This is a genomic window from Thiohalorhabdus denitrificans (genome assembly GCF_001399755.1).
Lineage (GTDB): Bacteria > Pseudomonadota > Gammaproteobacteria > Thiohalorhabdales > Thiohalorhabdaceae > Thiohalorhabdus > Thiohalorhabdus denitrificans.
In genome coordinates this window covers 276012-290750 of record NZ_LJCP01000007.1, presented here as the reverse complement: position 1 = coordinate 290750, position 14739 = coordinate 276012, and the positions used below count along the sequence as shown (strand labels likewise).

Annotated in this window: 11 protein-coding genes; 7 read left to right on the top strand and 4 right to left on the bottom strand. The window is 71.2% G+C overall.

From position 1 onward, the window contains the following. Window positions 1–202 precede the first annotated feature (202 nt). The 3 genes from AN478_RS04610 to AN478_RS04600 all read left to right on the top strand — a co-directional run bounded on the left by AN478_RS04610 (window position 203) and on the right by AN478_RS04600 (window position 7455). Window positions 203–4813, top strand: a complete 4611-nt coding sequence (locus tag AN478_RS04610) for a glutamate synthase-related protein (RefSeq protein WP_054965442.1) — start codon at window positions 203–205, stop codon at window positions 4811–4813. Between the two features lie 85 nt (window positions 4814–4898). Next, window positions 4899–6374 carry a glutamate synthase subunit beta gene (locus AN478_RS04605; RefSeq protein WP_054965441.1) on the top strand — a complete coding sequence of 492 codons (1476 nt, stop codon included), beginning with the start codon at window positions 4899–4901 and terminating at the stop codon, window positions 6372–6374. A 283-nt stretch (window positions 6375–6657) separates the two neighbouring features. Then, window positions 6658–7455, top strand: coding sequence for a DUF2059 domain-containing protein (locus AN478_RS04600; RefSeq protein ID WP_054965440.1), 798 nt, complete (start codon window positions 6658–6660; stop codon window positions 7453–7455). 22 nt (window positions 7456–7477) lie between these two features. Here AN478_RS04600 and rsmI read toward each other — a convergent pair whose 3' ends face one another. After that, complete coding sequence (rsmI, locus tag AN478_RS04595; protein ID WP_074471373.1) at window positions 7478–8338, bottom strand: 16S rRNA (cytidine(1402)-2'-O)-methyltransferase; 861 nt, start codon at window positions 8336–8338, stop codon at window positions 7478–7480. Between the two features lie 35 nt (window positions 8339–8373). On the opposite strand from rsmI, the gene AN478_RS04590 reads away from it, so the two are divergent. From AN478_RS04590 to AN478_RS04580, 3 genes are all read left to right on the top strand, one after another. Continuing rightward, window positions 8374–10284, top strand: coding sequence for a penicillin-binding protein activator (locus tag AN478_RS04590; RefSeq protein WP_054965438.1), 1911 nt, complete (start codon window positions 8374–8376; stop codon window positions 10282–10284). A gap of 110 nt (window positions 10285–10394) precedes the next feature. Beyond that, window positions 10395–10769 carry a YraN family protein gene (locus AN478_RS04585; RefSeq protein WP_054965437.1) on the top strand — a complete coding sequence of 125 codons (375 nt, stop codon included), beginning with the start codon at window positions 10395–10397 and terminating at the stop codon, window positions 10767–10769. A 1-nt stretch (window position 10770) separates the two neighbouring features. After that, window positions 10771–11382, top strand: a complete 612-nt coding sequence (locus AN478_RS04580) for a D-sedoheptulose-7-phosphate isomerase (protein WP_054965436.1) — start codon at window positions 10771–10773, stop codon at window positions 11380–11382. Window positions 11383–11399: 17 nt separating this feature from the next. Here AN478_RS04580 and AN478_RS14680 read toward each other — a convergent pair whose 3' ends face one another. The 3 genes from AN478_RS14680 to AN478_RS14075 all read right to left on the bottom strand — a co-directional run bounded on the left by AN478_RS14680 (window position 11400) and on the right by AN478_RS14075 (window position 13376). Next, the gene (locus AN478_RS14680) at window positions 11400–12695 is read right to left on the bottom strand and encodes a tRNA nucleotidyltransferase/poly(A) polymerase family protein (protein ID WP_054965435.1); all 1296 of its coding nucleotides are present in this window, start codon (window positions 12693–12695) and stop codon (window positions 11400–11402) included. Between the two features lie 188 nt (window positions 12696–12883). After that, window positions 12884–13120: a hypothetical protein gene (locus AN478_RS14080; protein ID WP_054965434.1), complete on the bottom strand. Its 237-nt coding sequence runs from the start codon at window positions 13118–13120 to the stop codon at window positions 12884–12886. A gap of 118 nt (window positions 13121–13238) precedes the next feature. Beyond that, window positions 13239–13376, bottom strand: coding sequence for a hypothetical protein (locus AN478_RS14075; RefSeq protein WP_176758763.1), 138 nt, complete (start codon window positions 13374–13376; stop codon window positions 13239–13241). 158 nt (window positions 13377–13534) lie between these two features. Here AN478_RS14075 and AN478_RS04565 point away from each other — a divergent pair, with 158 nt between their 5' ends. Continuing rightward, complete coding sequence (locus tag AN478_RS04565; RefSeq protein WP_054965530.1) at window positions 13535–14704, top strand: pyridoxal phosphate-dependent aminotransferase; 1170 nt, start codon at window positions 13535–13537, stop codon at window positions 14702–14704. Window positions 14705–14739 lie beyond the last annotated feature (35 nt).

Here is a 14739-nt window from a genome sequence, read left to right as displayed (position 1 = left end):
CGGGTGGAGATTGGGCCCGTGACCCCTAACACCGGGCCGGGTGAGCCGCTCGCCAGAACCAGAGGGTTCGGGCGGCTCGCTCGGCCTCGCCGTGTCTGAAGCCCGCCCCGCTTCTCACCGGACGTTCGCTTGGGACCGCACCGCGCGGCTAGTACGGCGGCACCGGACCCCGGGCGGGGGCCAAAAGCGGAGATAGATATCCATGGCGCCACATTCGGATCGGACCAATCCTGGCCTGTACCAGCCGGGCATGCACAAGGACAACTGCGGTGTCGGCTTCGTGGTGGATATGCAGGGCCGCGCCACGCACCGGATCGTTGAGCAGGGCCTGGAGATCCTGCACAACCTGACCCACCGGGGCGCGGTGGGGGCCGACGCCTACACGGGCGACGGCGCGGGCATCCTCCTCCAGAAGCCGCACGCCTTCCTGCAGAAGGCGGCCAAGGCGGCCGGCATCGAGCTGCCCGCCGATTCCGCCGACTACGGCGCCGGCCTGGTCTTCCTGCCCACCGACGACGCCGGGGCCCGCGAGTGCATGGCCACCGTGGAGCGGATCGCCGCCGAGGAAGGGCAGCGGGTCCTGGGCTGGCGCGAGGTGGAGGTCCATCCGGAGGAGATCGGCGACATCGCCCGCGAGATGCTGCCCACCATCCGGCAGGTCTTCATCGGCCGCGGCGAGGACACCTCCCGGGAGCGCTTCGAGCTCAAGCTGCTGGTGGCGCGCAAGCGGGTGGAGCACGTCATCGCCGACGAGCATCCGGAGTACGCCAACCACTTCTACATCCCGAGCCTCTCCAGCCGCACCCTCATCTACAAGGGTCTGCTGCTGGCGGAGCAGGTGCCGGCCTTCTACCCGGACCTCTCCGACCCGGACATGGTCTCGGCGCTGGCCCTGGTGCACCAGCGCTTCTCCACCAACACCCACCCCACCTGGCCGCTGGCGCAGCCCTTCCGGACGATCGCCCACAATGGCGAGATCAACACGGTGCAGGGCAACCACTACATGCTGCGCGCCCGCGAGGCGGCCATGGAGTCCGAGGCGTTCGGCGACGACCTGGAGAAGCTGTTCCCCACCATCGAGGACGGCCTCTCCGACTCCGCCAGCCTCGACGCCGCCATCGAGCTGCTCTCCGCGGCGGGCCGCTCCCTGCCCCACGTCATGATGATGCTCATCCCCGAGGCGTGGAGCACGGATCCGTTCATGCCCGAGGATCTGAAGGCCTTCTACGAGTACCACGCCACCCTCATGGAGCCGTGGGACGGCCCGGCGGCCGTGGCCTTCACCGACGGCACCCGCATCGGCGCCACCCTCGACCGCAACGGCCTGCGTCCGGCGCGCTACGTGGTCACCGACGACGACCTGGTGGTGATGGCCTCCGAGGTGGGCGTGCTGCCCATCCCCGAGGAGAAGATCGTCCTCAAGGAGCGCCTGCACCCGGGCAAGATCTTCATGGTGGACACCGAGCGCGGCCGCATCATCCCGGACCTGGAACTCAAGCAGGAGACGCTGGCCCAGGCCCCCTACAAGGAGTGGGTGGCGGAGAACCTGCTGCGCCTCGACGAGATGCCCGAGCCCAAGGGCCGGCCGCGCGAGGGGCACCGGCCCCTGCGCGAGATGCAGCGCGCCTTCGGCTACACCTTCGAGGAGCTGAACATGCTCCTCAAGCCCATGGCCACCACCGGCGCCGAGAGCGTCGGCTCCATGGGCGACGACACCCCCATCGCCGTGCTCTCGGAGCGCCCGCGGCTGCTGTTCGACTACTTCAAGCAGCTGTTCGCCCAGGTGACCAACCCCGCCATCGACCCCATCCGGGAAGAGCAGGTGATGTCCCTGGTCTCCTACCTGGGCCCCGAGGGCAACCTCCTGGAGCAGACCCCCGGGCAGGCGCGGCGCGTGGAGCTCAAGCAGCCGGTGCTGGCCCAGGCCGACCTGGACAAGCTGCGCTTCTGCGACGACAGCGCCTGCCGCACCGAGCTCCTGGAGGCCACCTTCCCCGCCGCGGAGGGCCCCGAGGGCCTGCAGACCGGCCTTGACCGGCTCTGCGCGGCCGCCGAGGAGGCCGTGCGCGGCGGCGCCACCGTGCTGGTGCTCTCCGACTGGACCGTGGACGAGGAGCGCGCGCCCATCCCCAGCCTGCTGGCCACCGGCGCGGTGCACCACCATCTGATCCGCGCCGGCCTGCGCACGAAGACCAGCCTGGTGGTGGAGACCGGCGAGGCCCGCGAGGTGGCCCACTTCGCCCTGCTCATCGGCTACGGCGCCGGCGCGGTGCACCCCTACCTGGCCTTCGAGACCCTCGACGACATGCTCGAGCGTGGCATGCTCGAGGAGCAGGCGGACCGGGACACGGTGCGCCACCACTACATCAAGGCGGTGGGCAAGGGCCTGTTCAAGGTCTTCTCCAAGATGGGCATCTCCACCCTGCAGTCCTACTGCGGGGCGCAGATCTTCGAGGCCATCGGCCTGTCCCGGGAGCTGGTGGACCGGTACTTCCGCGGCACGGTGACCCAGATCGAAGGCGCGGGCGTGCCCGAGATCGGCGCCGACGCCCTGGAGCGCCACGCCTTCGCCTACCACACGCCGCATACCTCGGAGCTGACCCTGGAGGACGGCGGCCAGTACCACTGGCGCGTGGACGGCGAGCGCCACAGCTGGAACCCCACCACCATCACCCTGCTGCAGCGCGCCTGCGCCACCCAGGACTTCGACCTCTACGGCAAGTTCTCCGAGGCGGTGAACGAGAACCGCCGCGAGGGCGGCGCCCTGCGCGGCCTGTTCCAGCTCGCCAACGAGGTGGAAGGCCACCCGGTGGAAGGCCCCGAGGCCGAGAGCAACGAGTGGTACGGCGCCACGCCGGAGAGCGCCGATCACCTGGGGCCGAAGGCCATCCCGCTGGAGGAGGTGGAGTCGGTGGAGTCCATCATGCGCCGCTTCACCACCGGCGCCATGTCCTTCGGCTCCATCTCCCGCGAGGCCCACGAGACCCTGGCCATCGCCATGAACCGCATCGGCGGCCGCTCCAACAGCGGTGAGGGCGGCGAGGACCCGGTGCGCTTCAAGCCCTACCCCAACGGCGACCTGGCGCGCTCGGCCATCAAGCAGATCGCCAGCGGCCGCTTCGGCGTGACCACCCACTACGCGGTGAACGCCGACGAGCTGCAGATCAAGGTGGCGCAGGGCGCCAAGCCCGGCGAGGGCGGCCAGCTGCCCGGCCACAAGGTGGACGAGAACATCGCCCGGGTGCGCTACGCCACCCCGGGGGTGAGCCTGATCTCGCCGCCGCCGCACCACGACATCTACTCCATCGAGGACCTGGCCCAGCTCATCTTCGACCTGAAGAACGTCAACCCGGCGGCCAATGTGTCGGTGAAGCTGGTGGCCAAGGCCGGTGTGGGCACGGTGGCGGCCGGCGTGGCCAAGGCCAAGGCCGACGTGATCACCGTCTCCGGCAACGCCGGGGGCACGGGGGCGAGCCCCAACACCTCCATCAAGCACGCCGGCATGCCCTGGGAGCTGGGCGTGGCCGAGACCCAGCAGGCCCTGGTGGCCAACGGCCTGCGCGACCGGGTGCGGCTGCAGACCGACGGCAACATGCTCAACGGCCGCGACGTGGTGATCGCCGCGCTCCTCGGCGCCGACGAGTACGCCTTCGGCACCACCGCCCTGGTGGTGGAGGGCTGCATCATGATGCGCAAGTGCCACCTCAACACCTGCCCGGTGGGCGTGGCCACGCAGGATCCCCACCTGCGCAAGAAGTTCACCGGCAAGCCCGAGGATGTGATCACCTACTTCCGCATGGTGGCGGAGGAGGTGCGCCAGTACATGGCGGAGCTGGGCTTCCGCAGCATGGACGAGCTCATCGGCCACACCGAGATGCTCGTGCCGCGCGACCTTTCCGACCACCCCAAGGCGAGCGGCCTCGATCTGCGGCCCCTGCTCAAGCGGATGGACGGCGGCGCGGAGGCCCTGCACCAGGTCAGCCGGCAGAAGCACGACATCGACGACATCCTGGACCGGGAGCTCATCGAGCGGGCCAAGCCGGCCCTGGACAACGCCACCCCGGTGGAATTCGAGTCCGAGATCCGCAACTACAACCGCACCACCGCCACCATGCTCGCCGGCGAGGTGGCCAAGCGGTTCGGCCTGGAGGGCCTCCCGGAGGACACCATCCAGATCACCTTCCGCGGCACCGCCGGGCAGAGCTTCGGCGCCTTCTGCCACAACGGCATGAGCCTGACCCTGGTGGGCGACGCCAACGACTACGTGGGCAAGGCCATGTCGGGCGGGCGCATCGTGGTGCGGATGCCGGAGGAGTCCCGGCTGGATCCCGAGGGCAACATTCTGGCCGGCAACGTGCTGCTGTACGGCGCCACCGGCGGCGAGGCATTCGTGCAGGGCGTGGTGGGCGAGCGCTTCGGCGTCCGGAACTCCGGGGCCCACGCCGTGGCCGAGGGCTGCGGCGACCACGGCTGCGAGTACATGACCGGCGGCGCGGTGGCCATCCTCGGCAAGACGGGCCGCAACTTCGCCGCCGGCATGAGCGGCGGCGTGGCCTACGTGCTCGACGAGGACGACACCTTCGAGCAGCGCCTCAACACCGGCATGGTGGAGACGGAGCCGGTGGACCACGACGACGCCGACCTGCTCATGGAGATGATCGAGCGCCACGTGCGCTACACCGGCTCCGCCAAGGGCCAGCGGATCCTCGACCAGTGGCACAGCTACCGGCCGAAGTTCGTGAAGATCATCCCCACCGAGTACCGCCGGGTCATGGAGGCCCGCAAGCGCGAGGCGCGGACGGAGACGGCCTGAGAGGCTGTTTGGCTCGAGGCAACGGAAAACCGGGTCGCGGCGGGGACGCCGCTCCTACAACTGCTTTTCTCACGGAGGTTTGACCGTGGGTCAGATCGACGGCTTCATGAAATTCCCCCGGCACGGCGCGCCCCTGCGGCCGGTCGGAGACCGCCGGGAAGACTACCGGGAGCTCTATCAGGAGCAGTCCGATGAGGAGCTGGCCACCCAGGGCGCCCGCTGCATGGATTGCGGCATCCCCTACTGCCAGACCGACACGGGCTGCCCGGTGGACAACCTGATCCCCGAGTGGAACGACTTGGTCTACCGCGGCCAGTGGCACGAGGCCCTGTCCCGGCTCCACGAGACCAACAACTTCCCCGAGTTCACCGGCTGGCTGTGCCCGGCACCCTGCGAATCCTCCTGCACGCTGGACTTGGTGGAGAATTCGCCGGTCACCATCAAGAACATCGAGCGCAACATCATCGAGCGCGGCTTCGACGAGGGCTGGGTAGCGCCGGCGACGCCCGCCCCCGCCACCGGCTTCAAGGTGGCGGTGGTGGGCAGCGGTCCCGCCGGTCTCGCCGCCGCCCAGCAGCTCGCCCGCTGGGGCCACGCGGTGACCGTGCTCGAGAAGAGCGACCGCCTCGGCGGCCTGCTGCGCTACGGCATCCCCGACTTCAAGATGCAGAAGTTCCGCATCGACCGGCGCCTGGAGCAGATGCGCGCCGAGGGCGTGGAGTTCCGCACCAGCGTCAACGTGGGCGAGGACATCACCGCCGAGGAGCTGCGCGCCGAGTACGACGCCGTGATCCTCTCCGGCGGCGCCGAGAAGCCGCGCGACCACGACGTCCCCGGCCGGGAGCTGGCGGGCATCCACTACGCCATGCCCTTCCTGGTGCAACAGAACAAGATCAACGAAGGTGACACCATCCCCGAGGCGGAGCGCATCTCCGCCGAGGGCAAGCACGTGGTGATCATCGGCGGCGGCGATACCGGCGCCGACTGCGTGGGCACCTCCATCCGCCAGGGCGCCAAGAGCGTCAAGCAGCTCAACATCCACGCGGAGCCGCCCGAGGAGCGCTCGGAGAAGACGCCGTGGCCGGAGTGGCCGCACAAGCGCATGGATTCCACCTCCCACGACGAGGGCTGCGAGCGGCTGTGGAAGGTGTACGTGAAGTCCTTCGAGGACGACGGCACCGGCCGCGTGCACAAGGCCAACTGCGTCAAGGTGCAGTCCGCCCAGCGGCGGCCCGACGGCACCCGCGAGCTGATCGAGGAGCCCAACGGCGATTTCGATCTGGATGCGGACCTGGTGCTGCTGGCCATCGGCTTCCAGGGCCCCGAAAAGGGCCCGCTCCTGGGAGGCCTGGGCGTGGAGCTGGACAAGCGGGGCAACGCCACCGCCGACCCGGCCACGCGCATGACCAACGTGCCCGGCGTGTTCAGCGCCGGCGACATGTACCGCGGCGCCAGCCTCATCGTCTGGGCCATCCACGACGGCCGCCATGCCGCCGAGGGTGCGCACCGGTACCTGATGAAGCAGAAGGTGGCCCAGGGCCTGAAGGCCACCGCGGACTGACGCGTCCCGGTCTTCGGGAAACGAGAGGCGGCCCCCAGGGGCCGCCTTTTTCGTTTCGGTCGAGGATGGGTCCTTCGGAAGCGCCCCGGTGGGGTGACGAGGCTAGTTCGGGGAGGTTAGGGCGTTTTTCCCGCCCGAAGGCTATTTAAAAGGGCGGGGGGATGGGGCATCCTTTCCACGACCAGGAACACGAAAGGGGACAGCTATGTGGATGCGCCTTCTCTATGCCGGATTGGGCCTGCTCCTGGCGGCACCGGTCGCCGCGGCCCCGTCGAAACCGGCAATGGCCTGGACCCTGATGGACAAGTCCGGGCTCGACACCACCATCAGCTACCTGCCCGACCAGTTCCACCAGGGGATCGACCAGGCCTCCCAGAGCAGCCCCCTGCCCGCGGAGGCCCAGGCGGCCATGCGCAAGGCCACCGACGAGGTGTTCGCCCCCGAGGTCATACGCGAGGAGGTGCACGCCCGGATCGTGGACCGCGTCTCCAAGGAGAACATGCAGGAGGTGATGCGCTTCCTGAACACCGAGCTCGGTCGCAAGGTCGTCTCCCTGGAGGAAGCCGCCGCCTCCCCCGAGGCGAGCCAGAAGGCCCTGCAGCAGGTAAGCACCCTTCGCCGGCAATACCGGGAGAACAACCCGGAACGGCTTCAGCTGGTGGATGACTACATCGCCACCACCCGGGCGAACAAATTCACCACCGACTTCGTCGTCAACATGCAGACCGCCCTCACCGCCGGGATGCTGCAGGCCCTTTCCCCCGAGCAGGCGCCCCCGGTGGACGAGATCCGGAAGCAGATCGAGCAGAACCGCTTCCAGATCGAAGGCCAGGTGGGCCAGATGCTGAGCGCCCAGTTCCTCTATGCCTACCGCGACGCCACCAACCAGGAGCTGCGGGACTACCTGGAATTCCTCGGCAGCCCCGCGGGGGAGATGTTCGGCCGCAAGCTGGCCGCGATCCTCGACGAGACCATGACCCGCCGCTCCCGCACCTTCGGGCAGGAATTCGGCGGGTATCTGCAGGAGGCCGGATCCGAATCCGAGGGGTCGGGGGCGGAAAGCAGCCCCCGGGAAGGGTAAAGCGTAACCCGGGGCGGGGCCCCTATTCGGCCCCGCTCCATTCCATGGCCCGCTGATACAGGGCGTTCTTGGGCTGCCCGGTGATGCGGGCCGCCACCTTGGCCGCCCGGCTGGGAGAAAGCTCCTCCAGCAGCGCCGCCAGGACCGCCTCCCCCTCCACCGTGGCCGCCCCGCTCTCCGCCGGCTCCTCCGGGGCCCCGGCCAGGCAGAGGGTGAACTCGCCCCGCTGCTCCTCCGGGTGGGCGGCGAAATGCTCCGCCAGCTCCCCCAGCGTCCCCCGCCGGTTGGTCTCGAACCGCTTGGTCAGCTCCCGCGTCACCACCGCCTCCCGCTCCGCCCCGCAGGCCGCCGCCAGTTCGCCCAGGAGGTCCTTGAGGCGCCGGGGGGACTCGAACAGCACCACGGTGCGCGGATCCTGCGCAATGGCGCGCAGCCGCGTCCGTCGGGCTTCCGCCTTGGTGGGCAGGAAGCCCTCGAAGGCGAAGCGGTTGGCGGGCAGGCCCGCCACGGAGAGCGCCGCGGTGACGGCGCTCGGTCCCGGCACCGCCCGCACCGCGACTCCCGCCCCGTGGGCGGCCGCCACGAGCCGCCCGCCCGGATCGGAGACGGCGGGGACCCCGGCGTCGCTCACCAGGGCCAGATTCTCCCCCGCCCGGAGCCGCTCCAGCAGCCGGGGGATGCGCTCGTTCTCGTTGTGGGCGTTCAGCGAGACGCGCTCCACCCGGGCCGTGGTGTCCGCGAGAAGCCGCTGCACATGGCGGGTGTCCTCCGCTACAATCGCGGCAGCCCCGCAAAGCGTCTCCAGCGCGCGCGGCGTGAGGTCGGCACGGTTGCCGATGGGGGTGCCGACCACGTATAAAATACCCGTTTCGTTTTCCTGCATGGCGCTCGCCTAACCGGAGAAAAGGGAAAATCCGCTTGCCACTATCACGCCCGCTGCGCTCCGCCCTGTTGCTCCTCGCCACCGCCGTGACCCTCGGCGGCTGCGCCCCCGGACCCGGCCCCGAGGGCCCACTCCCCGATACCCCCGAGGGCATGGAGCGGGCGGGGGCGTACACCGAGGCGGCGGAGGCCTACGCGCGCCGGGCGGAGGAGGCAACGGGCGAGGAGAACGCCAGACTGCGGTACCGCCAAGGCCGGGCCCTGGCCCTGGGCGGCAAGGACGTGGAGGCCCTGGGCGTGCTCGAGGGGCTGACGCGGACCGGACAGGCCGAGCGCGCCGCGCTCCTGCGGGCCCGCATCCACCTCCGCCACCAGCGCTTCGACGCCGCGCGCCGCATCCTGGAAAACCTCGCCGAGCAGCGCGGCGACGTGGGGGCCCTGCCCGCCGACCTCCAGGAGGCGGCCCTGGACTATCTGGCCCAGCTGGAGCTGGCACAGGGATACCCCGAGGCGGCCTTCGACGCCCTGGTGGAGCGGCACCGCATCCTGCGCGCCGGGGAGAAGCAGGAGGAAAGCATCGCCCGGATCCGCTACCTGCTGGCCTCTGTGCCCGAGCAGGTTCTCACCGAGCGGATCGACCGGGTGGGCGAGGAGTTCCCGAGCGGCTACCTCCGCTTCGAGCGGATCATGCGCCGCTCCGCCCGTCAGCCCCTGGAGCGGACCGGCCAGGAGCTGGAAGGCTGGCTGGAGGCGTACCCGGGGCACCCGCTGGCCGATATTGTGCGCGACCGCCTCGACCGGGTCCAGGAGGCCCCCTTGCGCGTCGCCGTCCTGCTGCCCCTGGACTCCCGCTACCGCACGCTGGCGGACGCCATCCTGCGGGGCATGCTCGCCGCCTACTACCGGACCGACCGCGGGGCCGGTATCCGGCTGGACATCTTCGACACCTCCGGCAACGCCGAAGGCCTCGACCGGGCCCTGGAGCAGGTCTACACCGAGGACTACGCCGCCGTCATCGGTCCCCTGACGCGGGCGGCGGCCCGCGCGTACGCCGACCGCCTCCAGCGGGGCTCCACCCTGCCGCCGAGCCTGCTGCTGAACACCACCAGCAACTGGGCCAAGACGGACCCGGGGGTCTTCCAGCTGGGCCTCGACCCCGAGACCGAGGCCGCCCAGGCGGCGGAGCGGGCCTTCCAGGTGGGCCATCGCCGGGCGGGCATCCTGTTCCCCCGGACCGCGTGGGGCGAGCGCATGGTGGGCGCCTTCCAGCAGCGCTGGGAGGAGCTGGGCGGTACCACCCGGGCCATGGAGCCCTTCGATCCGGACCGTTCCGACTACTCGGACACCCTGAAGGCCTTCCTGGCCCTGGACCAGGTCACCGCGCGCCGCCAGGGGCTCGAGCGCACCCTGCAGGTAAACCTGCCCGAGTACGACACCCCGCCCCGGCGCGAGGACCTGGACTTCCTGTTCCTCGCCTCGGAGACCCTCAACGCCCGGCTCATTATGCCGCAGCTGGACTTCTTCGCCGCGGGGGACCTGCCGGTGATGGCCACCAGCCACACGCACAGCCCGGACGACTCCCGGTCGGACCGCCGGGACATGGACGGCATCCACTTCCAGCAGCTGCCGTGGTTCCTGGAGCCGCGTCCCGAGCACCGGCAGGCGGCCGCCGCCATCGAGGAGAGCTACCCCGGCCAGCAGGCGGACCTGGAGCGCCTCAACGCCCTGGGCTATGATGCCTACTCCCTGGTGGTGGGCGCCTGGCGGCGGTCCCTGCTGCTGAACGATCCCCTGGACCGGGCCTTGAGCAACATCCGCCTGGAGGGTGCCACGGGCCAGCTGGCTGCCGACGCCGACGGCCGCATCCAGCGGCGGCTGCAGTGGGCCGAATACCGCTATGGCCGCATCGCCCCCCTGCCGGGCATGCTGACCCCGGGCGGCAAGTAGCCCCGGCCGGCCCGGGCCCGGTACCCGCTGCCGGTAAGAGAGGTACCGCCTCGTGGAAGCCTTCCCCGCACGCAGCCCGGCCAACCGGCGGGCGGCAGGGCGGTCCTGAGATGGCCCGTACCCCCGCCCAGCGCACCGGCGACGCCGCCGAGGAGCGGGCCCTCACCCACCTGCGGCGCCAGGGCGGCCACCGCACCGTGACGCGGAACTTCCGCGCCAAGGGGGGCGAGATCGACCTGATCACCCTGGAGGGGGAGGTGCTGGTGTTCACGGAGGTCCGGGCCCGGGCCGACAGCGGCTTCGGCCGCCCCGAGGAGACCGTGGGCCCGCGCAAGCAGCGGCGGCTGATCCAGGCGGCCCGCGCCTTCCTCGCCACCCATCCCGAGCACGCCGCCCGCTTCTGCCGCTTCGACGTGGTGGCCGTGGACGGCCGGGACCTGCGCTGGATCCCCGACGCCTTCCGCCTGGACGCAACCTGGAGCTGAAATGGAGCAGCACGGACAGGACCCGACCACCCGCATCGTCGGGCTATTCAACGAGAGCGCCGAGCTCAAGCGGCGCACCGGCGAGGAGCTCGCCCCCACCATTGTCGAGGCGGCGCGGCTGATCCGCGAGACCCTGCTGGCGGGCAACAAGGTGCTCGCCTGCGGCAACGGCGGCTCGGCGGGAGACGCCCAGCACTTCGTCGGCGAGCTGGTAAACCGCTTCGAGATCGAACGGCCGCCGCTGCCGGCCATCGCCCTGGGCACCAACCCCGTGACCGTCTCCGCCACGGCGAACGACTACTCCTTCGAGGAGATCTACGCCAAGGAGGTCCAGGCCCTGGGCCAGGCGGGCGACCTGCTCATGGTGATCTCCACCAGCGGGCAGTCCGCCAACATCCTCCAGGCGGCGGAGGCGGCCATCGAGCGCGGCCTGCGTCTTTTGGTGCTCACCGGCGCCGACGGCGGCGAGCTGGCCGACCTCGCCCGCCCCGAGGAGGACCTGGTGCTGCGGGTGGACTCCCGCACCACCGCCCGCATCCAGGAGGTGCACATCCTCATACTGCACGGCCTTTGCACGCTGGTGGACCAGGAGCTGTTCGGCGGCGGGGCGTGACTTTCTAGTCGGGGGTTTCATTCGTCTTCCAACCGCTCCCGCATCCACGCTAGGCCCCCCTCGCGGTCGCTGAACGCCCCGCTCAGCTGCGCCTGGAAGCCCGCTTTCAGCCACTCGCCCATGGCCGGGCCCGGCTCGACCCCCAGTTCCGCCAGGTCGCGGCCCTGCAATATCGGCTGCGGCGCCTTACCCAGCAGGTCCTCCGCCACCCACCGTTCCCGGGCGCGCTCGCCGGCGGGGAAGCCGGCCGCCGGACCGTGCTCCGCCCGGTGCAGGGCCCGGCTCAGGCGCAGCAGGAGATCGCTGTCCACCCGTGCCGCCAGCCGCCGGTAGGCGGGGGCACCGGCCTCCTCCGCGGCCAGCCGGGCGATGGTCTCCTGCTCCCGTACCAAGGCGGCCACGGCGCGGGTGCGGTGGCGGTTGCGGTCCACGCCGTGCAGGAACAGGGGGACACGCGCCGCCGCCACGGCGGCGTGCCCGGGGACCTGTAGCCGACCGCCCCGGCGTAGGCTCGCATCCGGCCGGCCGGTCCCGGCGAGCAGGGCCCCCAGCATGAGCGGCCAGTCGCGCTCCCGCTCCCCCACCCGTTCCCCGGCGGCGGCCTCCAGGGCGGCCCGGGTCCGCCCCCAGGCGCTGTCCACCGCCGCGTCCGGGCAGCCCAGAAGCCGGACCAGATGGGGGAAATGGCGCTCGGCCCCGGTATAGATCAGGGCGTCCAGCCCCCTGCCGGGATGCCGGGCGCCCAGCAGCCACCGCTCCAGCTCCTGGCCGATGCGCTCCCAGGCCACCCCGCCCAGGGCGAGCCGCCGGCACAGGGCCGCGGTTCGGGGGTGGATGCGGAGCCCCAGCTCGGCGTGCAGCCGCACCACCCGCAATAGGCGCAGGGGATCCTCGCCGAAGGTGTCGGGGTCCACGTGGCGCAGCACGCCGCGCCGGAGGTCCGTCCGGCCGTTGTGGAAATCCAGGATTTCCCCGGTGCGGGGATCGCGGAGAAGGGCGTTGATGGTGAGGTCGCGGCGCCGGGTGGCCTGCTCCGGGGAAAGGTGGGGATCCTCCACGCCGCCCGGCCCCTGCGGGAGGGCGATCTCCACGCCGCGCAGCACGTAGACTCCCAGCCGCGCCCCCACTCGGCGCACGCGGCCGAAGCGGGCGATCACGGACTCCAGGTCGGGGGGCTCCAGGCCATAGACCTCGAGGTCCACGTCCCGGGCGGACCGGCCGAGGAGCCGGTCGCGCACCGCGCCGCCCGCTTCCAGGGCCCGGCCGCCGGCCGCGTGTACGGCCTCGGCGAGCTCGGCGATCAGCTCGGACATGCCTCCACCTCCCCCATTCGGACAGGAACATCCTGCGGGGGAAGCGGTGAGGGGACAAGCCGTCGGAAGCGGAGGGGCCCACCATGGGGCCATCCCCGGCAGGCCGCGGACCGTTCACGGCACGCCGGGAAGGAAGGGCGATCCGTCCCGGCCACCACGGACCGGGGCGGACGGCCAGCGGTCACCGGCTACATGCCGCCGCCCCCTTGATCCTGCTGATCCTGGCCATTCTCCATATCCTGATCCTGCTGGTCCTGGCCATTCTCCATGTCCTGCTGATCCTGGCCATTCTGCATGCCGTCCTGCATGCCATCCTGTTGCGTTTGGTCACCCTGGTCCTGCTCGCCGCCGCCGTCGCAGGCGGTCATGGCGATGAACAGGACGAACAGGAGGGAAAACCATAGGGACGAGCTCGACGTCTTCATCACAAGCTCCTTATTGGGAGATCCGGACGGACCGCAGGCTTAGGCGAAGGGCAGTACTCCCTCCCCTCCGGGACGCCCCCGGAGGGAGCGGGCCCCTCCGCAACCCACGGCCTTGCCGTTATTCGGTGGCCTCCTCGGTCGCCTCATCCACGTCTTCTCCGGCCTCTTCGGCCGGGCCCTCGCCCTCGCACGCCGTCAGGCCGAGAACCAGGGCAAAGAGCAGGGCAAGGAAACGGGCAGGCTTCTCGCTGGGCATCGCAGACGCTCCTTTTCCAAGTGGGCCCGGAGGCATCACCACGCTGACTTCCCCCATTTCTGGCCCTTTTTCCGGTGGCTGGCCATGCGGGAGGCCCCTATCGCGGCACCGCCGGCCCCCGCCCCCTCGGCGGGATCGCCATGCTACCCTTGCGCACCATGAGCAAGCCTTTTCCCCACGCCGCGCGCATGGGCGACATCGCCCCCTTCCACGTCATGGACCTCCTGGCCCGCGCCCGGGCCATGGAGGCGGCCGGAAGCGACGTGGTCCACATGGAGGTGGGCGAGCCGGACTTCCCCACCCCGGAGCCGGTGCTCCGGGCCGGGCGGCAGGCCCTCGCCGACGGCCATACCGGCTACACCCCCGCCACGGGCCTGCCCGCCCTGCGCGAGGCCATCGCCGGGTTCTACGAGCGCCGCTACGGGGTGACGGTGGACCCGGCGCGGATCGTCGTCACCCCCGGCGCCTCGGGGGCCCTGCAGCTGGTGATGGGGGTGCTGTTGAACCCCGGCGACCGGGTTCTGCTCCCCGATCCCGGCTACCCCTGCAACCGCCATTTCGTGCGCCTGTTCGAGGGGGAGGGCCGGGCCATCCCGGTGGGCCCGGAGACGGACTACCAGCTGGAGGCGGGCCACCTGGAGGGGGCCTGGGACGAGCGCACCGTGGCGGCCATGGTGGGCTCCCCCGCCAACCCCACGGGCACGGTGGTGGAGCGGGAGCAGCTGCAGGCCCTGAACGGCGCCGCCCGGGAGCGCGGCGGGGTGCTGGTGGTGGACGAGATCTACCACGGTCTGGTCTACGGCGGAGAGGCCCCCACGGCCCTTTCGGTGACCGAGGAGGCCTTCGTCATCAACAGCTTCTCCAAGTACTTCGGCATGACCGGCTGGCGCCTGGGCTGGATCGTGGCGCCGGAGGCCTACGTGGAGGCCCTGGACAAGCTGGCGGGCAACATCTTCCTCTCCCCTTCCGCTCCCGCCCAGCACGCGGCGCTGGCGGCCTTCTCCGGAGAGACCGAGGCCATCCTGGAGGAGCGGCGGGCCGCGTTCCGGGAGCGCCGGGACTTCCTGCTGCCGGCCCTGCGCGACCTGGGCTTCCGCCTTCCCGGCGCGCCGCGCGGCGCCTTCTACCTGTACGCCGACTGCAGCCCCTTCACCGACGACAGCTTCGCCTTCGCCCGGCGGGTGCTGGAGGAGGCGGGCGTGGCCATCACGCCCGGCATCGACTTCGGTGCCCACCGCGCCGCCGAGCACGTCCGCTTCGCCTACACCACCGGCCTGGACCGGCTCGCCGAGGGCGTGGACCGGCTACGGCGTTTCCTCGTCCCCTGAAGCCCCGGAACCCGGACCCCCGACGCTACGACGCC

Excerpts from the sequence above, each read along its gene's own strand:
- AN478_RS04610 (WP_054965442.1), top strand. The coding sequence starts at position 203 with ATGGCGCCACATTCGGATCGGACCAATCCTGGCCTGTACCAGCCGGGC.
- AN478_RS04600 (WP_054965440.1), top strand. The coding sequence starts at position 6,658 with ATGGCCTGGACCCTGATGGACAAGTCCGGGCTCGACACCACCATCAGC.
- rsmI (WP_074471373.1), bottom strand. The coding sequence starts at position 8,338 with ATGCAGGAAAACGAAACGGGTATTTTATACGTGGTCGGCACCCCCATC.
- AN478_RS04585 (WP_054965437.1), top strand. The coding sequence starts at position 10,395 with ATGGCCCGTACCCCCGCCCAGCGCACCGGCGACGCCGCCGAGGAGCGG.
- AN478_RS04580 (WP_054965436.1), top strand. The coding sequence starts at position 10,771 with ATGGAGCAGCACGGACAGGACCCGACCACCCGCATCGTCGGGCTATTC.
- AN478_RS14680 (WP_054965435.1), bottom strand. The coding sequence starts at position 12,695 with ATGTCCGAGCTGATCGCCGAGCTCGCCGAGGCCGTACACGCGGCCGGC.
- AN478_RS14080 (WP_054965434.1), bottom strand. The coding sequence starts at position 13,120 with ATGAAGACGTCGAGCTCGTCCCTATGGTTTTCCCTCCTGTTCGTCCTG.
- AN478_RS14075 (WP_176758763.1), bottom strand. The coding sequence starts at position 13,376 with ATGCCCAGCGAGAAGCCTGCCCGTTTCCTTGCCCTGCTCTTTGCCCTG.
- AN478_RS04565 (WP_054965530.1), top strand. The coding sequence starts at position 13,535 with ATGAGCAAGCCTTTTCCCCACGCCGCGCGCATGGGCGACATCGCCCCC.